Source organism: Flavobacterium bizetiae, from assembly GCF_902804475.1.
GTDB lineage: Bacteria > Bacteroidota > Bacteroidia > Flavobacteriales > Flavobacteriaceae > Flavobacterium > Flavobacterium bizetiae.
In genome coordinates this window covers 1-18,680 of record NZ_CADCSU010000193.1, presented here as the reverse complement: position 1 = coordinate 18,680, position 18,680 = coordinate 1, and the positions used below count along the sequence as shown (strand labels likewise).

The 18,680-nt window shown below is 32.4% G+C and carries 19 protein-coding genes; 17 read left to right on the top strand and 2 right to left on the bottom strand.

All coding sequences use genetic code 11. The features are described 5' to 3' along the window. Nucleotides 1–2 precede the first annotated feature (2 nt). The 3 genes from FLACOL7796_RS23455 to FLACOL7796_RS23445 all read left to right on the top strand — a co-directional run bounded on the left by FLACOL7796_RS23455 (nt 3) and on the right by FLACOL7796_RS23445 (nt 2,062). Nucleotides 3–815, top strand: a complete 813-nt coding sequence (locus FLACOL7796_RS23455) for an aldose 1-epimerase family protein (RefSeq protein WP_173973194.1) — start codon at nt 3–5, stop codon at nt 813–815. An 8-nt stretch (nt 816–823) separates the two neighbouring features. Next, nucleotides 824–1,375 carry a GNAT family N-acetyltransferase gene (locus tag FLACOL7796_RS23450; RefSeq protein WP_173973193.1) on the top strand — a complete coding sequence of 184 codons (552 nt, stop codon included), beginning with the start codon at nt 824–826 and terminating at the stop codon, nt 1,373–1,375. A gap of 132 nt (nt 1,376–1,507) precedes the next feature. Beyond that, the gene (locus FLACOL7796_RS23445) at nt 1,508–2,062 is read left to right on the top strand and encodes a DUF3575 domain-containing protein (protein WP_173973192.1); all 555 of its coding nucleotides are present in this window, start codon (nt 1,508–1,510) and stop codon (nt 2,060–2,062) included. Here the strand turns inward: FLACOL7796_RS23445 and FLACOL7796_RS23440 are convergent, their stop codons facing one another. Beyond that, complete coding sequence (locus FLACOL7796_RS23440) at nt 2,063–2,293, bottom strand: VF530 family protein (RefSeq protein WP_173973191.1); 231 nt, start codon at nt 2,291–2,293, stop codon at nt 2,063–2,065. Between the two features lie 70 nt (nt 2,294–2,363). Between FLACOL7796_RS23440 and smpB the strand changes: the two genes are divergently transcribed. The 3 genes from smpB (at nt 2,364) to FLACOL7796_RS23425 (ending at nt 4,689) form a co-directional block, all read left to right on the top strand. Continuing rightward, nucleotides 2,364–2,819, top strand: coding sequence for an SsrA-binding protein SmpB (gene smpB / locus FLACOL7796_RS23435; RefSeq protein ID WP_073393742.1), 456 nt, complete (start codon nt 2,364–2,366; stop codon nt 2,817–2,819). 80 nt (nt 2,820–2,899) lie between these two features. Next, entirely contained in the window at nt 2,900–3,550 is a 651-nt protein-coding gene (locus FLACOL7796_RS23430; protein WP_173973190.1) for a hypothetical protein, read from the top strand. A gap of 89 nt (nt 3,551–3,639) precedes the next feature. After that, nucleotides 3,640–4,689, top strand: coding sequence for a Fic family protein (locus FLACOL7796_RS23425; protein ID WP_173973189.1), 1,050 nt, complete (start codon nt 3,640–3,642; stop codon nt 4,687–4,689). Nucleotides 4,690–4,716: 27 nt separating this feature from the next. Here FLACOL7796_RS23425 and FLACOL7796_RS23420 read toward each other — a convergent pair whose 3' ends face one another. After that, nucleotides 4,717–5,358 (bottom strand): protein-L-isoaspartate(D-aspartate) O-methyltransferase, encoded by a 642-nt coding sequence (locus FLACOL7796_RS23420; protein WP_173973188.1) that lies wholly within the window; start codon nt 5,356–5,358, stop codon nt 4,717–4,719. Nucleotides 5,359–5,957: 599 nt separating this feature from the next. Here FLACOL7796_RS23420 and FLACOL7796_RS23415 point away from each other — a divergent pair. The 11 genes from FLACOL7796_RS23415 (at nt 5,958) to FLACOL7796_RS23365 (ending at nt 18,505) form a co-directional block, all read left to right on the top strand. Beyond that, nucleotides 5,958–8,141: a prolyl oligopeptidase family serine peptidase gene (locus FLACOL7796_RS23415; RefSeq protein WP_173973187.1), complete on the top strand. Its 2,184-nt coding sequence runs from the start codon at nt 5,958–5,960 to the stop codon at nt 8,139–8,141. 246 nt (nt 8,142–8,387) lie between these two features. Beyond that, a complete protein-coding gene (locus FLACOL7796_RS23410; protein WP_173973186.1) occupies nt 8,388–9,461 on the top strand; it encodes a sensor histidine kinase in 1,074 nt (357 codons plus the stop codon). A gap of 3 nt (nt 9,462–9,464) precedes the next feature. Then, the gene (locus tag FLACOL7796_RS23405) at nt 9,465–10,187 is read left to right on the top strand and encodes a LytR/AlgR family response regulator transcription factor (protein ID WP_173973185.1); all 723 of its coding nucleotides are present in this window, start codon (nt 9,465–9,467) and stop codon (nt 10,185–10,187) included. Nucleotides 10,188–10,281: 94 nt separating this feature from the next. Continuing rightward, entirely contained in the window at nt 10,282–11,247 is a 966-nt protein-coding gene (locus FLACOL7796_RS23400) for a Gfo/Idh/MocA family protein (RefSeq protein WP_173973184.1), read from the top strand. Between the two features lie 89 nt (nt 11,248–11,336). Further along, nucleotides 11,337–12,230, top strand: coding sequence for a 3-hydroxyacyl-CoA dehydrogenase family protein (locus FLACOL7796_RS23395; protein WP_173973183.1), 894 nt, complete (start codon nt 11,337–11,339; stop codon nt 12,228–12,230). Nucleotides 12,231–12,242: 12 nt separating this feature from the next. Continuing rightward, a complete protein-coding gene (locus FLACOL7796_RS23390; protein WP_173973182.1) occupies nt 12,243–12,902 on the top strand; it encodes a YggS family pyridoxal phosphate-dependent enzyme in 660 nt (219 codons plus the stop codon). Nucleotides 12,903–12,974: 72 nt separating this feature from the next. Beyond that, nucleotides 12,975–14,336 carry an exonuclease domain-containing protein gene (locus tag FLACOL7796_RS23385; RefSeq protein WP_173973181.1) on the top strand — a complete coding sequence of 454 codons (1,362 nt, stop codon included), beginning with the start codon at nt 12,975–12,977 and terminating at the stop codon, nt 14,334–14,336. Nucleotides 14,337–14,366: 30 nt separating this feature from the next. Further along, nucleotides 14,367–15,206 (top strand): ion transporter, encoded by an 840-nt coding sequence (locus FLACOL7796_RS23380; RefSeq protein ID WP_173973180.1) that lies wholly within the window; start codon nt 14,367–14,369, stop codon nt 15,204–15,206. Nucleotides 15,207–15,356: 150 nt separating this feature from the next. Beyond that, entirely contained in the window at nt 15,357–16,274 is a 918-nt protein-coding gene (miaA, locus tag FLACOL7796_RS23375) for a tRNA (adenosine(37)-N6)-dimethylallyltransferase MiaA (RefSeq protein WP_173973179.1), read from the top strand. 28 nt (nt 16,275–16,302) lie between these two features. Continuing rightward, entirely contained in the window at nt 16,303–17,694 is a 1,392-nt protein-coding gene (locus tag FLACOL7796_RS23370) for a glycine-rich domain-containing protein (protein ID WP_173973178.1), read from the top strand. 64 nt (nt 17,695–17,758) lie between these two features. Next, entirely contained in the window at nt 17,759–18,505 is a 747-nt protein-coding gene (locus FLACOL7796_RS23365; protein ID WP_173973177.1) for an acyl-[acyl-carrier-protein] thioesterase, read from the top strand. The last annotated feature ends 175 nt before the right edge of the window (nt 18,506–18,680 follow it).

The window sequence follows — 18,680 nt, the reverse complement described above, 5'->3', positions numbered from 1 at the left end:
CAATAAAACATGCCGGAGCAGAATTATTTTCATTAAAAAACAATGATAATAAGGAATATATATGGGAAGGTAATCCTGATTTTTGGGGAAAGCACTCTCCTATTCTTTTTCCTATTGTAGGAACTTTAAAAAATAATACTTACACAATCGAAGGAAAAGAATATCAATTACCACGACATGGTTTTGCAAGAGATATGGAATTTCAATTGGTTGAAAAAACCGAAAATAGTGCTGTTTTTTCTTTAGAATCAAATTCAGAAACTTTAAAAAAATATCCATTTGAATTTGAATTACAGCTTATTTATACGCTTGAAGATACTTCATTACATATAGAATATAAAGTAATTAATAAAAGTGGTAAAAAACTACCTTTCTCAATTGGGGCTCATCCTGCAATAGCGTTACCCGAAAATTTTGAGGACTACGCTTTTAAGTTTGAAAAAGAGGAAGTTTTAAAATACTATCTTTTAGAAAATGATTTAATTTCTAATAAAACCAAAGTCTTAGAAACGACAAATGGTACGGTTCCTTTAAATTATCAATTATTCGAAAATGATGCATTGATTTTTAAGGCCTTAGAATCAAAATCATTAACTATTCTTGAGAAATCAAAACCTTATATAAATGTTGATTTTAAAGATTTTCCTAGTTTAGGACTCTGGACTAAAGATCAGGCACCTTTTATTTGCGTTGAACCATGGCTTGGTTACTCGGACACAAGTGAAAACTCAGGAGATTTATTCGAAAAAGAAGGAATTTTAATTTTGGATAGTGATCAAACCTTCAACTCAAAATTTACTATCACAATATTATAATTAAAAAAATGTTAGAATTTAATTTCACGCCATTTCCTGTCATAGAAACAGAACGTTTGCTTTTAAGAAGAATAACAAACGATGATGTAAATGAAGTTTTCGAATTACGTTCGAATCCTGAAACCATGAAATACATCCCGAGACCATTGGTAAAAAACAATGAGGATGCGTTAGAACACATTGCTATGATTGAACAAAAAATCGTAGCAAATGAAGGAATCAATTGGGGTATAACACTAAAAGGCGACTCAAAACTTCTTGGTATTATTGGTTACTACAGAATGCAACCTCAAAATTTCCGTGCTGAAATAGGTTACATATTATTACCTGAATTTCACGGACGCGGAATTATTCCGGAAGCCGTTAACCGATTAATTACTTATGGTTTTAAGGATTTAAAATTACATTCTATCGAAGCTGTAATTGATCCTGAAAATTACGCTTCAGAAAAGGTTTTACAAAAATGCGGTTTTGTTAAAGAAGCTCATATAAAAGAAAGCGAATTTTATGAAGGCCGTTTTTTAGATAATGTAATTTACTCATTACTAGAACCTAAGTAATTCAACCTACTTATTGCAAAAAATATTCTTGTTAATTTAAAGCAATTACATAATAGTAATTAATGGTTTGCGTTATATTTGCACGCGAAATAAGCGACAAAGCTTTGTTTTAATACCACGAAAACCCACTTTATGAAAAAATTCTTAATCCTACTTGTTCTTTTCTTTTCGATTCAGTCTCAAAGTCAAACTTTTATTAAATTCAATGCTGCAACAGCTATAGTTGCGATACCAAATGTAGGTATTGAAACCAGCATAGGAGAAAAAATGACTTTAAGTGTTGATGTTATGGCTTCTTTCTGGGAATCTTTTAACGGGCATAGTCCAATGAAATTTTATACATTAACACCAGAGGTTCGTTATCATTTTAAAGAAAAGTACGATGGATTTTATGTGGGAGCTCACGCTGGTCCTGATGTTTACGAATTACAAAAATGGAACTATTGGGATACCAATAAATACGAACATGGTTTTGGATACCGTTTAGGTGTTACAGTTGGATACAATCTTAAACTAAGCGATAAATTTGTATTGGATATTTTTGCCGGAGGTGGTTGGCACCAAGGATTTTATCACGGATATTATAATGACGGAACGCCAGGAAGATACGAACATGCGCCAAACTGGAATAAAAGCGGTGAATGGTTACCTTATCGTGGTGGTGTTATGATTTCTTATAAATTGTAATTACTTATCAAATTTAGGCAGGGATTTTATATATAAATCTTCTACTTTTTTGCGGGCCCAGTCGGTTTTTCTTAAAAAAGTCAAACTTGATTTCACACTCGGGTTTGAAGTAAAACATTTTATCGGAATGATCTCTGCCAAAGTATCAAAACCATAATGATCTACTAAAGCTTCTACTATTTTTTGAAGCGTGATTCCGTGTAACGGATCTTTTGATTGTTGTTTTTCCATGATGCAAATTTATATCATTTATGCAAAAACAATTGCTGTTTCATTTATTTGTTACTAAATTTGTCATCCTATGTTAAAAACAGTCAATATACTTAATAAAAGAGCGCGATTTGATTACGAGATAATCGATACTTACACTGCTGGAATTGTTTTATCTGGAACTGAAATCAAATCGATACGTTTAGGAAAGGCTAATATCACTGAAAGTTTTTGCGAATTTAGTAACCTCGAACTTTTTGCTATAAATACTTATATCGAAGAGTATTCTTTTGGAAATCAATTCAATCACAAATCAAGAAGTGAGAGAAAATTACTTTTGAATAAAAAAGAACTAAAAAGTCTTCACAAAAGCGTTCAGGCAAAAGGACTTACTATTGTTCCTTTAAAGTTATTTACTAACGAAAAAGGACTGGCAAAACTGCAAATTGGTCTTTGTAAAGGGAAGAAAAATTACGACAAACGCGAATCCTTAAAAGAACAAGATACAAAACGCGATTTAGACCGAATAAAAAAGGCTTACAACTAAAGTTATTTTTTAATTACAAGAAGAACGTTTGCTTCTATTTTATACGTATTTTTACTACAATCATTGTAAAAAATTGTAATATGAAAAAATACTTATCTTTAGTAATCGCCGTTCTTGCGCTTTCGGGTTGTGGTAGTAATACCTCTATCGTTAATAGCTGGAGAGATCCCAAAATAACAATTGCTCAGGAAAACTTCAAAAAAGTTTTGATTGTAGCCTTATTAAAAGACGAAGCTTCCCGAAGAATTACCGAAAATAGAATCGCTGCAAGTAACCCAATCTTTAAAACTTCTTACGAATATCTAAACGAAACTGTCAAAGATCTTAGTAAAGAGCAAAAATTAAAAATTTTGCAAGATGAGAATTTTGATGGGGTTATTACATTGCGTTTAGTAAGTACCGAAAAAGAAACCACTTATGTTCCGGGAACTTACACCGGTATGTATTATGGCGGTTTTGACGGAATGTATACCGGAATGTATGGTTATGGTTTTGGAAACTGGTACGGAATGTATTCACCTAATTTTTATGATCCGGGATACTATCAGGAAACCACATCTTATATGGTAGAGACGAATGTTTTTTCATTAAAAGAAAATAAATTAATCTGGACAGGAACTACTAAATCCGATTACGTAACTGATTTAGGCCAAACGGTTGATGCGATTATGCAAACTGTAGTTCAGGAAATGAGAAAAGACGGTTCTCTTCCTCCAAAAAGCAAAATATAATTCTAGAAAAGCAATATTTAAAAATATTGCTTTTTTATTATAAATAGAAATGACTAATTTTGTCATGACATTAAAAATTAGTTATATAAATGAAAACACTTCTTAAAAATGCCAGAGAGCAAAAAGGACTAAAAACTCGTGAAGTGGCACAAATTCTTGGTATTGATCAGGCTTTAATAAGCAAATTTGAATCAGGATCACGAAAACCAACAAGAGAACAAATCTCAAAGCTTTCTCAGCTTTTAGAAATTGATTTTGAAACCTTAATGATTACCTGGCTAAAAGAAAAAATCATCTACGAAATAGGAGATGACGAATTTGCTTTAAAAGCTTTAATGGTAGCTGAGCAGGAAATTAAATACAATAAAAGCGTTTCAAAATTAAAAATTTCTAAAACTCTGGAAAATCTCCTCAAAGAGATTGATCTTCTAAAAACAAAATTAGATAGTTATCGTCAATACGATAGCTATAAGATTACTCAAGCCTTAGAATTAGAATACACTTTTGAGAGCAATCGAATTGAGGGAAATACAATGACTCTTCGCGAAACCGATATGGTTATTAATGAAGGCTTGACAATTTCCGGAAAAAGTATGCGAGAGCATCTTGAAGCTATAAATCATCAGGAAGCAATTGGTTTTATCAAAGATCTAATGCAAAGAAATGTTTCTTTGAACGAACGCGACCTTTTATCTATTCATAACTTAATTCTTCGCGGAATAATTCCCGAAGATGCAGGCCGTTACAGAAAAGTACAAGTTATGATAAAAGGAAGCACACATATGCCGCCCCAACCTTTTATGGTTGCCAAAGAAATGGAAGATTATTTTATTTGGTATGAAACCAATAAAAACAAACTGCATCCTATTATTCTGGCGGCCGAAATGCATGAAAGACTAGTAACAATTCATCCTTTTATAGATGGAAACGGAAGAACGTCCCGCTTAATCATGAATTTAATTTTATTGCAAAAAGGATATATAATTGCTAATATTAAAGGAGATTATGAAAGTCGCATGCAATATTATCAGACCTTAGAAACTGCCCAGACAAAAAATAATAAGGAAGACTTTTTACTTTTTGTAGCTCAAACTGAAAAAGAAAACCTGGAACGATATATTAGTATTATTGCTCAATAAAAAAAGCCCAACTCAATGGGCTTTTTCCTAATTTTTATCTTCTAATAAAGGAACGAATCGAAATTCTCCAAACTCATGTTTTTCGAATTGCGTTTCATTTTTACGAATCAATAAGGTCATAATCTGAACATCTTCTCCTAGCGGAATAACCAGCCTTCCTCCTATTTTTAGTTGTGCCATTAAAGGCTGAGGAATAAAAGGCGCACCTGCAGTAACTATAATACTATCAAACGGTGCGTAACTTGGTAATCCTTTATATCCATCTCCAAAAGATAAATGTTTAGGACGAATGTTTAGTTTTGGGAACAAATTCGAAGTTGTTTTAAACAATTCGTTTTGTCTTTCTACACTAAATACTTTAGCGCCCAACATACATAAAACGGCGGTTTGGTAACCTGAACCGGTACCAATTTCCAAAATTTTATGTTCTTTTTTTACTTCTAATAATTGAGATTGAAATGCAACGGTGTAAGGTTGTGAGATAGTTTGACCGGCTCCTATAGGAAATGCCTTATCCTGATAAGCATAATCTTCAAAACTTGAATTCAAAAAAAGGTGTCTTGGGATTTTTTTTATCGCATCCAAAACCGCTTTATCAGTAATTCCTTTTTGCTCTAAAGTGCTTACTAATTGATTACGAAGTCCTTGATGTTTGGCAGTGTCTTTCAAAATGGGTAGGTTTTATTTTTGCAAAAATAAGAAAGTAAATCAATTTTAAATGCTTTCACAAAGAATGTTTTCAAGGTACAATCTTCTTTCAAATTCATAAAAAGCAAATCAATTACCACTCAAATGGTTGTATTTACCGCTCGTCATTTTTTTGAAAATTTTGATCTAATGTGTTTCTACTTTTGAATCATCAAACAGGAAATAATAACTTAAAAAAATAAAAAGATGAACACATTTAAAATGAAAAACACCACCGAATTTTTAAAACCATTAACCGTTGGTTTTGCAATTGGACTTATCTCAAATGCTATTAGTTTTTTAATTCACCTGTAACTCAAAAATCAATCAATCAATCAATCAATCAATCAATCAATCAATCAATCAATCAATCAATCAATCAATCAATCAATCAATCAATCAATCAATCAATCAATCATTAATCATTAAAATCATTAATCATGGAAACTAAAAAAGAAATAAACGTTTACAAAATCGCTAAATCATTTGTGGTAGGTTTTATAATAGGATTTGCACTTTACAAATTCGTAACAATAATCCTTTTATAAAGTAAAACAATCATCAATCAAAAAACACTAATTATGAAAACAATTACATTAAAAAAAATTACTATTCTATCTCTAGGAATTGCTTTTACAGGAAATTCTTTCGCACAAAGCAAACAAGAAAAAGCACCTTCTATTCCTGTTACTGATACTTATTTCGGAATTAAAGTTGAAGACAAATACAGAAATCTTGAAGATTTAAAAAGTGAGCAAACGCTAACCTGGTTAAAAGCTCAGGCAGATTATACTAACAATATTTTAAACTCGATTCCGGGAAAACAAACTCTTATAAACCAATTGACTTCTATAAATGACAGAGTCAGCGAAGCAATTAGCGGCGTTCAGATTACGCAAGACGGAACTTACTTTTATCAAAAAACTACTCCAAAAGATCAGGTTGCAAAACTGTACAAAAGAAATGGTTTAAAAGGAAAAGAAACTTTAATATTTGATCCGGAAAGCTTAAAAGGAGAAAGTAAAGACATTTTTAATATTAGTTCTTTTTCACCAAATAAGAGCGCCAAACTTATTGCCGTAAATGTTTCTAAAAATGGCGGAGAAATGAGCGAAATGATTTTAATAAATGTAGCCGACAACAAAATTTTAGCTGATAAAATTGACAGACTACGATTTGGTAATGCAAATTGGCTAAAAGATGATAAATCATTTTTATACGCACAATCACCAACTTCTGATATTCACGATGCAAAAGCACAATTGAATATTATAACCAAATTACACGTGGTAGGAACTGATAGTGCTACAGATAAATTACTTTTTAGCAAGGCCATGTATCCGGAACTGAATATTGCAGAAGAAGAAATTCCTATCATGGGTTATGACGAAGACAGCAATATGCTTTTCCTAATGCCCTACTCTGTCAATCAAAACCAAAAACTTTTTATTGCAAAAGGTTCAGATTTAACTAAATCAAAAATCAGCTGGAAATTACTAACGGATAGAAAAGATGAAATCAAAAGTTTTGCTTTTAGTAATAAAGACATTTATTTTTATACAAGTCTGAATTCTCCCAAATTTAAAGTTACAAAAACAAGTATTGCCAATCCAGAACTGGCAACAGCAACACTTGTAATTCCAGAAGATAAAGAGGCCAATTTAAATCCGATTACCATTACCAAAGACGGAATTTTTTATACAAAAACAAAAAACGGAATTGAAAGCAAATTATATTTTACTGATTTTGAAGGTAAAAATCATAAAGAAATTAAAACTCCAAAAAAATCTGCCACTATCGTTTTAAGCGCAAGAGGAAATAAATTTTCTGATTTATGGGTTAGAACAACAGGCTGGACAACTAAAGGAGAACGTTATAAATATGACGTAAAAACAAACACTTTTACACGAGAAGAACTTTCGACTATTGCTGAATATCCTGAATTTGAAAATTTTGAAATCGGAGAATTAATGGTAAAATCGTATGATGGTGTTGAAGTACCACTATCTCTTATCTATAAGAAAGGAATCAAAAAAGATAAAAATACGCCCGTTTTATTTTATGGTTATGGCGCATACGGAATGTCTATGTCTCCAAGTTTTAATCCAGGCTTACTTTTATGGGTAGAAAAAGGCGGAATACTTGCTGTTGCACACGTACGAGGTGGCGGAGAACTGGGAGAAAAATGGCATTTGGAAGGTCAGAAAAGCAAAAAACAAAATACATGGAAAGATGTAATTTCGTGCACAGAATATATGATTAATGAAGGATACACCAATCCGACAAAAACGGCAATTTACAGCAGAAGCGCGGGAGGAATTTTCGTAGGAAGAGCCGTTACAGAAAGACCAGATCTTTATGCAGTAGCTATCCCGGGAGTAGGAAGCATGAATACCGTGAGAGGAGAAAATGCACCAAACGGACCTGCAAATACACCAGAATTTGGAACAATGAAAATAGAAGATGAAGCCAAAGCTCTAATAGAAATGGATTCTTACTTGCAGCTAAAAGAAGGTGTAAAATATCCTGCAACCCTGACAACAGCAGGATTTAACGATCCTAGAATTATTGTATGGTCGCCAGCTAAATTTGCAGCCCGATTATTAGAAGTAAATACCTCTAATAAACCAACTCTACTAAAAGTAGATTACGAAGCCGGTCATTTTGGAGGAGCTTCAAAATCAAAATCGTACGAAGAAGTTGCCGATGTATTAAGTTTCGCACTATGGCAAGTAGGTAATCCTGATTTTCAACCTAAAAATTAATTATTTAAAATGTAACTTTGGCAATGATCGGCATTGCCAAAGTTTTTTACAACTTAAAATTATGATCAAAATAATTATTGCGCTTGTTATTGAATTAAGCAGCTACTTAATTAAAATTGTATTCGAATAATAAAAAACACAAAAAAAGTGTCTTTATTTCTTGAATGACGACTACTTCTTTTAGAAGTTTTTATCGTATAAATCGTTGATTAATCAAGCTCATTAAAGGTAAAATAAATTATAAAAATGTTTCAAAAAAAGGATCGGTTTTTCATTTTAGTTCAGGTTATTATATGGACTATTTATTCAGGAGTACTTTTTATTCCTCAAATTATTATTCCCGAATTAAATTTTTTAGGATATAAAAATTGGCAGCTTTTATTAGATTACTGCTTTAGTATTTGCCTGCTCACATTTGTTTCTATTGTTCTAAAATACTTTTATGACCGACATATAAAACTTGACGATTTTAAATTTTGGGAAATTATCAAAATGCTTTTTTTAATTTTCTCTGCTGCCATTCTTTATTACGCAGCGCTAATGGCTTATAATTATATAGTCATCAATTATATATATCACAATCCTGAAGTTTTTGATCACCCATCTCAATCAGCAAAAAATCAAATTATCTTTGTTTTTGCAATGGGATTTCTTTTCTTTCTTTGGATCGTTGCCTACACGATTTACACAACAACTTTGCAAATCAAAAACAACAAAATGGATCGAATGCAAATTGAAAATACTTTAAAGGATTCTCAAATGAATGCTTTAAAAGGGCAAATCAATCCGCATTTTATATTTAATAGTTTAAATAATATTCGCGGGCTAATATTAGAAAACCCCGAAAAATCAAGGGAAATGATCACCAGATTGTCTGAAATGCTTCGTTATTCACTTACCAAAAATGAGGTAACGAAAATTGCCCTTGATGAAGAACTTGAAATGGTAGAAAACTTTATAGAAATTTCTAAAATTCAACTTGAAGAACGTTTAAAATTTACTTCGCAAATAGAAAAAGAAACTTTAAAATTACAAATTCCGCCTATGATTATTCAAATGCTGGTCGAAAATGCCGTTAAGCATGGAATTGCAAAATTAAAAGAAGGAGGTCATATTTCATTAAAAACACAACTGAAAAATAGTAATCTGAGCATTTTAGTTGCTAACTCAGGCGTACTTACTATCGAAAAAGATTCTACTCAATTAGGAATTAAGAATATAGAAAAAAGACTTCATTTAATTTATGGCGAAAAAGCTAGTTTTAAATTACAGGAAATAGAAAATGAAGTAATTGCTCAAATAATTATTCCAATACTTTAAAGTATGAAAAAAATAAAAGCTGTCATTGTCGAAGATTCCCGTTTGGCCAGAAACGAATTAAAGGAATTAATTAAAAACCATCCCGAAATTGAAATTATCGGAGAAGCAGAAAATGTTGATACCGGTTTTAAACTTATAGAGGAAACCCAGCCTGATTTACTTTTTCTGGATATAAACATGCCGGAAAAAGATGGTTTTGAGTTACTGGAAATGCTGGATAAAGTTCCTATTACAATTTTTACAACCGCTTTTGACGAGTATGCTATTAAATCTTTCGAATATAATGCTTTAGATTACCTACTAAAACCTATAAACCCTAAAAGATTCGCACAAGCAATCGAAAAAGTGGGACAAAATATAACCGAAAAAGAAGAGAAAAGCAGCAAGAAACTAACTTTAAACAATCAAATTTTTATTCGTGATGGCGAAAAATGCTGGCTCGTAAAAATTGCTGACATTTTTCTGTTTGAAGTTGACGGCAATTATACCAAAATATTTTTTCAGGACGAAAAAGCAATAATAAATAAGTCATTAAACAATATTGAAGAAAAGCTTCCTGATGATTTTTTCTTTCGAGCCAATAGAAATCAGATTATCAATGTCGAATATATCCTTAAAATAGACCCATGGTTTAGTGGAAATTTACTTGTGCACCTGCCAAAAGAGCTAAAAGTAGAAATCTCCCGAAGACAAACACAAAACTTCAAAGAAAAATTAAGTCTGTAGATACAATTATAATTGTTTAAATAATTTTGACTTTGTCATAACTAAACTTTTACTTTCGACAAATAAATTATATTTTTGTTTAAAATACATTCTCATGTTAAAAGTAGGAGTTTTAGGTGCTGGTCATCTTGGTAAAATACATTTACGTTTATTACAACAATCTGACAAATACGAATTAGTTGGATTTTATGATGAAAATCAAGAAAATGCCGAGCGAATATCAAAAGAATTCGGTTATAAAAACTTCAGTACTATTGCAAAATTAATCCACGCCGTGGATGTCATTGATATTGTAACTCCAACGCTCTCACATTATAAATGTGCTAAAGTAGCGATAAAATCAGGAAAACATATCTTTATAGAAAAACCAATTGCCAATACCGTTGATGAAGCCGAAGAAATTATTGCTTTAGCCAAAGAATACAACGTAAAAGGTCAGGTAGGTCATGTTGAGCGCTTTAATCCGGCGTTTATTGCTACAAAAAACATGATCGAAAATCCAATGTTTATAGAAACGCACCGTTTGGCAGAGTTTAATCCGCGTGGTACAGACGTTCCTGTAGTGCTGGATTTAATGATTCATGATATTGATGCTATTTTAAGTGTAGTAAATTCAAAGGTAAAAGACATTCATGCAAGTGGAGTTTCAGTTATTAGTGACACTCCAGATATTGCCAATGCCCGAATTGAATTCGAAAACGGATGCGTGGCGAATTTAACGGCAAGCAGAATTTCGTTGAAAAACATGCGTAAAACACGTTTCTTTCAAAAAGATGCTTATATCTCAGTTGATTTTTTAGAAAAAAGATGTGAAGTGGTTCGTATGAAAGATGCTCCAGAAGTTCCAGGAGATTTTGATATGATTCTGCAAAATGCCGAAGGCGTAAAAAAACAGATCTATTTTACCAATCCTGATGTCGAGCAAAACAATGCGATTCTTGACGAATTAGAGTCATTTGCAAATGCAATAAAAACAGATACAACTCCAGTCGTAACACTTGAACAAGCAACTGATGCTTTAAGAGTAGCATATCAAATCATTGATTGTTTCCAAAAATAATTGAAAATTTAAAAAATAAAATTAGCCACGAATTCACGAACCAATTGGTGAATTCGTGGCTAAATCATAAATATAATATCTAATATAATATGAAAACTATAGCTGTAATTGGTGCAGGAACAATGGGTAACGGAATTGCTCATACATTTGCACAAAGTGGTTTTACTGTAAAACTAATTGATGTTTCTGAGAAATCATTAGACAAAGGAATGGCAACTATTGCTGCAAACCTGGACCGAATGTTATCTAAAGGAACCATTACTCAGGAAGATGTTGCTAAAACGATCACTAATATTATTACGTATACAGATATTAAGGATGGCGTTGTTGGTGTAGATTTAGTAGTTGAAGCTGCTACAGAAAATGTAGAACTAAAACTAAATATTTTTAAACAATTAAACGAAGCTTGTTCTCATAATACAATTTTAGCCACCAATACTTCTTCTATTTCAATTACTCAAATCGGAGCTGTTGTCGCACATCCTGAGCGTGTTATCGGAATGCATTTTATGAATCCGGTGCCAATCATGAAATTGGTCGAAATCATTCGCGGATACAATACCAGCGATGAAGTGACCAAAATCATCATGGATTTATCTGAAAAATTAGGAAAAACTCCAGTTGAAGTAAACGATTATCCAGGTTTCGTAGCCAATAGAATCTTAATGCCTATGCTAAACGAAGCGATCGAAACGTTATACAATAAAGTAGCCGGAGTTTATGAAATTGATACCGTAATGAAATTAGGAATGGGACACCCAATGGGGCCTCTTCAACTTGCTGATTTTATTGGCCTTGATGTTTGTCTTGCAATCTTAAACGTAATGTACGAAGGTTTCAAAAACCCTAAATATGCTCCTTGCCCACTATTAGTAAATATGGTGAGAGCCGGAAAATTAGGTGTAAAATCAGGAGAAGGTTTTTATGATTATAGTGAAAGTAAAAAAGCAGAGAAAATCTCTAAGCAATTTATTCTTTCATAAAAAAGAAACACCATGTCGATACAATCGAACCTAAATACAATCAAATCAAGTTTACCGGAACATGTAACCCTAGTTGCAGTTTCTAAAACGAAACCTGTTCCTGATTTGATGGAAGCATATAATGCCGGTCAACGCATTTTTGGAGAAAACAAAATCCAGGAAATGGTCGATAAGTACGAAGAAATGCCAAAAGACATTCAATGGCATATGATTGGTCACGTACAGTCGAATAAAGTTAAATTTATGGCACCATTTGTGAGTTTGATTCACGGGGTTGATAGTTTAAAATTATTAGAGCAAATCAACAAACATGCTTTAAAAAACAATAGAACTATAGACTGTTTGCTTCAAATATACATTGCCGAAGAAGAATCTAAATTTGGTTTAGACGAAAAAGAATTAAACGAATTATTATCTTCACCAGAATTCAAAGAGATGAAAAATATTCGTATCTTAGGATTAATGGGAATGGCAACATTCACAGAAGACCAAAACCAGATTAAAAAAGAATTTACACTTCTAAAATCTATTTTTGATTCGATTAAAGAGCTTAAAGCTGAAAACTGCGATCTAAAAACAATCTCTATGGGAATGTCTGGAGATTACAAACTAGCCATAGAATGCGGAAGCACAATGGTTCGCATTGGAAGCAGCATTTTTGGCGGACGCTAACTTAATTGAAGATTGTAGATTAAAGATTGTAGATTTTAACTGAATACTAAAAACCGAGACTGAATACTGAATTTGTACGCAATACTAGACATAGAAACCACTGGAGGCCAGTTTAACGAAGAAGGAATTACCGAAATCGCCATTTATAAATTTGATGGCCATGAAGTAGTCGACCAATTCATTAGCCTTGTTAATCCTGAAATCCCGATTCAGCCTTTTGTGGTGAAATTAACCGGGATTAATAATGCTATGTTGCGTTCTGCACCTAAGTTTTTTGAAGTTGCCAAACGAATCATCGAAATTACTTCCGATTGTATTATCGTAGCGCACAACGCCTCTTTCGATTATAGAATTTTACGTACCGAATTCAGACGTTTGGGTTATGATTTCGAAGCCAGAACACTTTGTACAGTAGAATTAGCCAAAAAACTAATTCCAGAACAACCTTCTTATAGCTTAGGAAAACTAGTTCGCGCATTGGGAATTCCAATGGCCGACAGGCATCGTGCCAGCGGAGACGCCATGGCAACGACCAAGTTATTCAAAATGCTTCTTGAAAAAGACTTAGAAAAAACAATCGTAAAAGATTTTATAAAACTAGAAGTCGAAAAAGGAATTGCACCAAAATTTCTCGATCTTTTATCCCAAATGCCAACCAAAACCGGCGTTTATTATATCTATAACGAAGGCGGAACTCTAATTTATATTGGCAAAAGCCAAAATATCAAAAAAAGAGTCAATCAGCATTTTACAGGAATTACAACCAAAAGCAAAAAAATTCAAGCCGAAGTTTTCACCATTACCTATGATGAAACCGGAAGTGAACTTATTGCGCTATTAAAAGAAAGTCAGGAAATAAAAATAAACAGACCAAGATATAACCGTTCACAACGCAAAACCAATTTTCCATATGCATTGTATGTAGAAAAAGATGCTAACGGATATTTGAATCTAAAACTTGAAAAGGCTGACGGGCGTAAAAAAGAAATTACGTCGTACGCCAGCTTGCAAGAAGGTAAAAATGCACTTTTTAAGTTCACTACAAAATATCATTTGTGCCAAAAGCTTACAGGATTATATGTAACTAAAAAAGAATGTTTTCAGTATAAAATAAAAGAATGCGACGGCGCTTGTATTGGCGAAGTCACTCCGGAAATTTACAATGCCAGAGTACAGGAATTTATAGCCGAAAACAGCTTCGAAAACAAAAGCATGATCCTTATTGACAGAGGTCGTAATGTAAACGAAAGAAGCGCTGTATTAATCGAAAACGGAATATACCAAGGATATGCCTTTTATGATTTAAACTATCAAATAAACAATATCGAAATTCTAAAAAATATTCTTATCCCGATGCAACACAATCGCGATGTAAAGAATATTATCCAGAATTACATTCGTAAAAGCAAATCGCTTAAGATTCTACATTTTTAACACAACAAAACTTTCATTATCTTTGTAGATATGAAAAGAATAAAATCAAAATACGATATTTTCAGGCAAAAAACCCAAATTATTATTTACGGCAGTAATACATTTTTAGGGCGTTTATTCGATTTGACACTTTTGGGACTCATTTTACTAAGTGTCCTTTTAGTTATGATGGACACAGTAGAAGGCATCAATCAAAAATACCATTCACAACTTCTTGTTTGTGAATGGATTATTACCATTTTCTTTACCATAGAATTCTTTTTACGAATTATTTCGATACAAAAACCCTTAAAATATATTTTTAGCTTTTACGGAATTATCGATTTAATGGCTATTTTGCCCATGTATTTATCTATATTTTTTCCTGCTACAAACGTCTTAACCATCGTTAGAATCCTTCGTTTCTTCCGATTGTTTAAAATTTTACACATACCGCAAATTTCCCAACAATCCCTGCAGCTTCGTGAAGCCATGCAGGCCAGTAAAGAAAAAATACTTGTATTTATTTACTTCGTACTTATTAGCGCCGTAATTATCGGTTCATTAATGTACGTAGTCGAAGGCAAAGAAAGCGGTTTTACCAGCATTCCGGTCGGGATCTATTGGGCTATTGTAACCCTTACCACCGTTGGTTATGGCGACATTTCACCCGCATCCCCGTTAGGCCAATTTTTAGCCTCGCTCGTTATGATTATGGGTTACGGAATCATTGCAGTACCAACAGGAATTGTTACCGCAGAATTTGCAAAAAGCAGCTTACGCAACAATGCCGTCAGCACAAAAAAAACATGTCAAAATTGCAATGCACAAGTACATTTTGATAGCGCAAAATATTGCCACGAATGCGGAGCAGAATTAACCAATAATTAATTTAAGGAGCTATTCCAGCTGTACATTACAACTCCTCCTTATCTTTGTTGTTTTTTTAAGGCATAAAAGGAGCTTCTAAAGTCGCTCTTTTATCCCAAAAAAACTAACAAATATAAGTCCGGGGTTTTCATTTCCATCTGGGCTAAAAATATGAAACACCTAATTACCATCGTCGGACCAACAGCTATAGGCAAAACAGCCTTAAGTATTGCTTTGGCACAACATTTTAAATGCGAAATAATATCTTGCGACAGTCGTCAGTTTTTTAAAGAAATGACCATTGGCACAGCAGTTCCTAATCAGGAAGAATTACAAGCAGCCATACATCATTTCATTCAAAATAAATCGATTTTCGAAAATTATACCGTTGGCGATTACGAAAAAGAAGCCCTTCTTAAATTAGAAGAATTATTTCAACACAACGATTTTGCCATTCTTATCGGTGGTTCAGGATTATATGTTGACGCAATCTTAAAAGGTTTCGACGAATTTCCCGAAATTAATCCCGAAGTACGTACAGAAGTAAATTCAAACTACGAAAAACTCGGAATCGAATATCTTCAGGAACAATTACAACATCTAGATCCGGATTATTATCAAAAAATAAACGAAGAAAATCCGCAAACATTACAAAACCCACAACGAATGATGCGTTTTGTAGAAGTTTGTATCGGAACTCAAAAACCATATTCTTCTTTCCTAAATCAAAAGAAAAACAATCGAAACTTCACTCCTATTTTAATAGGTTTAGACGCTGAAAGACAAATCATTTATGACCGAATCAATCAGCGTGTCGATATTATGATGAACGAAGGTTTATTAGAAGAAGCAAAAGCATTATATCCTAACAAAGCATTAAATGCGCTACAAACTGTCGGATATCGAGAATTATTTAGTTATTTTGACGGAGATTTCGCACTGCCTTTTGCTATCGAAGAAATAAAGAAAAATACCCGCCGTTTTTCTAAAAGACAACTTACCTGGTTCAAAAGAAATGAAACCATAAAATGGTTTGACTTTTCAAGTGATAGAAAAATGATTATTGATTATATCGAAAAAACAATTTAGATTTTTACAACGTTTGTAAGCTTAAAATATGGATAATGTACTTTGGAATAAAATCTTACAGTTTAATTTTGATGATCCGTCAAGTGAATTCGGTTTTTCGATAAGACTTGCAAAAGAAAATTTCTGGACAAAAAATTTTACTAAAAAAGCAATTCTGGAATATAAAAAATTCATGTATTTAGCAGCTATTTCAGATTCAATGGTTTCACCATCAGAAACCGTTGATGTCGTTTGGCATCTGCATTTAATTTTCACTAAATCGTATCAGGACTTCTGTAAAATATTGGAGAAACAAATTCAGCATATTCCATCGACCCATAACAGAGAAGATTTTCAAAAATTCAAAAAAGCAAAAGAACAAACTAAGACATTATACGAATCGACTTTTGGAACTCAGCCCAATGATATATGGGAGTTTGATGGAATGTATGAAAGTTTAAATTTAGATAAAGCCAAAATAAATCTAAGATCGTTTATGAGTAATGGTTTGATTGTACTTTTCATATTAACATTTCCATTTTACTTTCTTTTAAAACCAATTTATGTTACCATTGACAATCCCTATTTTCTTATAGGCTTCATTATTCTATGTCTCATAACATTGAAATTTCTGGATTTGTATAACAAACTAAGACTTCGACAAATTGCCCGAAAATTTGATCCAAATTCATTTATTTATGACCTTGAACCTTATGAATTAATTTATCTTAAAACTCATAAAATCTCTAACGTAATTAATGGTGTAGTAAATGAATTAATCGACAATAAAATAGTTCAAATAGAACCTTATAACATTATTAAACTCATAGAAAATAAACCCAATCTGACTGATGAACAAATTCAGATAACAGCATCTTTAAAAGAATTTGGCAAAAGCGTTTACTCCACGTTAGTTGAGCGTATGAAAAAGAAACCTACTTTCATTAATATATCAAATTTTGCTGATGCATTTGAAAAATATTTTGTCAAATCTAAAAAATTTCATCAATTGTATTATACAAACTTTGTTGTTCTTGCAGTTCTTTCTATGTTAGGATACATAAGATTAATAACTGGTATTACCAGAAATAAACCCGTAGGACTGATTGTCTTTGTTCTTATCGTTTTTATTATTACGATATTCTTTTTTCTACACAGATTAAAAAGACTTTTTTGTTTTGATACTTTAACAAATTTATATAAAAAAGAAATTTTGCCTGCAAAACAAATAGAAAATAATTGGCAATGGAATTATTTTCTATTTAGTACTGCTGTAATAGCTCCGGCATTTATGCCTCTGATAACAGAGGTAAACAGAAATAACAGTTACGACAGCTCCTCTGGGAGTTCTTCTTGCGGAACCTCTTCTGACTCTTCTGGTAGCAGCTCATGTGGAAGCTCTTGTGGCAGTTCTTGCGGTGGTTGTGGTGGCGGAGATTAAATCAAAAAATAAAAAGAATACGAGTACATTAAAAATTAGCTAATAAATTATTTATCATATAAAAATGCCTATATCACCAAATTTCACTTCAGTTTTAAGTAAAGACTGGGAAATCAATTTTACACAATGTACACCAACAGGTTTCTTAAAATATACTGATTTATGCAATATTTTACAATTAACCGCTGCTGCCCATTCAGAAGTTGGAGGAATCAGTTTTTTTGATATGCAGGAATTTCATCAGGCATGGGTTTTAAGCCGCATGCGTGTTGAAGTAAGCGCTTTACCAAAATGGCAGGATATTGTAACCGTAAAAACCTGGATCAATAGTTTAGAAAATTCACGTTCTGTTCGTGCACTTGAAATGTACGTAAACGGCAAAAAAATAGTAGGCTGTGAAACTTATTGGGCCGTTTTTAATACCCAATCGCGTCGTCCGGAACCTTTAGCTTTACCATTCGAACATTTCGAATTATTCCCTGACAACAGAGCTACAAGCGAAGGATTCTCGAAAATTAATATCAATCACGACAAAGAAGCCGTTTTCGAAAAAACAGTTTATTTATCAGATTTAGATATTGTAAATCACGTAAACAATGTCAAGTATTTAGAATGGTGTTTAGATCACGTCGATGAAAAAAGAATTCTAAAACAAGAAGTAAAAAGTTTCGAAATGAATTTCATGAAAGAACTTTCATTAAAAGACCAAGTTATCATTCACGAAAGTGAAAATGATGATCACACAACAGCAACATTTAGCATCACTAAAGAAGACAAAACGTGTTTCGCTTTAGAATTACATTGGAAATAAAATTGCCCGCAGACATAACGGATTAAACGGATTTACACAGATTTGTTTTATTTTAAAATTGTGTAATTTGTGGTTTAAAAGATGATAATAAATTGCATTAAAATTTGTGTAGTCCCTACGGGACAAATATTACTTTTATAACACATTGTCTACCAACATTTAATCTCTCCGAGAT

Coding starts and splice junctions, on each gene's coding strand:
- smpB (WP_073393742.1), top strand. CDS start 2,364: ATGTTAAAAACAGTCAATATACTTAATAAAAGAGCGCGATTTGATTAC.
- FLACOL7796_RS23445 (WP_173973192.1), top strand. CDS start 1,508: ATGAAAAAATTCTTAATCCTACTTGTTCTTTTCTTTTCGATTCAGTCT.
- FLACOL7796_RS23370 (WP_173973178.1), top strand. CDS start 16,303: ATGGATAATGTACTTTGGAATAAAATCTTACAGTTTAATTTTGATGAT.
- FLACOL7796_RS23365 (WP_173973177.1), top strand. CDS start 17,759: ATGCCTATATCACCAAATTTCACTTCAGTTTTAAGTAAAGACTGGGAA.
- FLACOL7796_RS23395 (WP_173973183.1), top strand. CDS start 11,337: ATGAAAACTATAGCTGTAATTGGTGCAGGAACAATGGGTAACGGAATT.
- FLACOL7796_RS23380 (WP_173973180.1), top strand. CDS start 14,367: ATGAAAAGAATAAAATCAAAATACGATATTTTCAGGCAAAAAACCCAA.
- FLACOL7796_RS23425 (WP_173973189.1), top strand. CDS start 3,640: ATGAAAACACTTCTTAAAAATGCCAGAGAGCAAAAAGGACTAAAAACT.
- FLACOL7796_RS23390 (WP_173973182.1), top strand. CDS start 12,243: ATGTCGATACAATCGAACCTAAATACAATCAAATCAAGTTTACCGGAA.
- FLACOL7796_RS23405 (WP_173973185.1), top strand. CDS start 9,465: ATGAAAAAAATAAAAGCTGTCATTGTCGAAGATTCCCGTTTGGCCAGA.
- FLACOL7796_RS23450 (WP_173973193.1), top strand. CDS start 824: ATGTTAGAATTTAATTTCACGCCATTTCCTGTCATAGAAACAGAACGT.
- FLACOL7796_RS23410 (WP_173973186.1), top strand. CDS start 8,388: ATGTTTCAAAAAAAGGATCGGTTTTTCATTTTAGTTCAGGTTATTATA.
- miaA (WP_173973179.1), top strand. CDS start 15,357: ATGAAACACCTAATTACCATCGTCGGACCAACAGCTATAGGCAAAACA.
- FLACOL7796_RS23430 (WP_173973190.1), top strand. CDS start 2,900: ATGAAAAAATACTTATCTTTAGTAATCGCCGTTCTTGCGCTTTCGGGT.
- FLACOL7796_RS23400 (WP_173973184.1), top strand. CDS start 10,282: ATGTTAAAAGTAGGAGTTTTAGGTGCTGGTCATCTTGGTAAAATACAT.
- FLACOL7796_RS23415 (WP_173973187.1), top strand. CDS start 5,958: ATGAAAACAATTACATTAAAAAAAATTACTATTCTATCTCTAGGAATT.
- FLACOL7796_RS23440 (WP_173973191.1), bottom strand. CDS start 2,293: ATGGAAAAACAACAATCAAAAGATCCGTTACACGGAATCACGCTTCAA.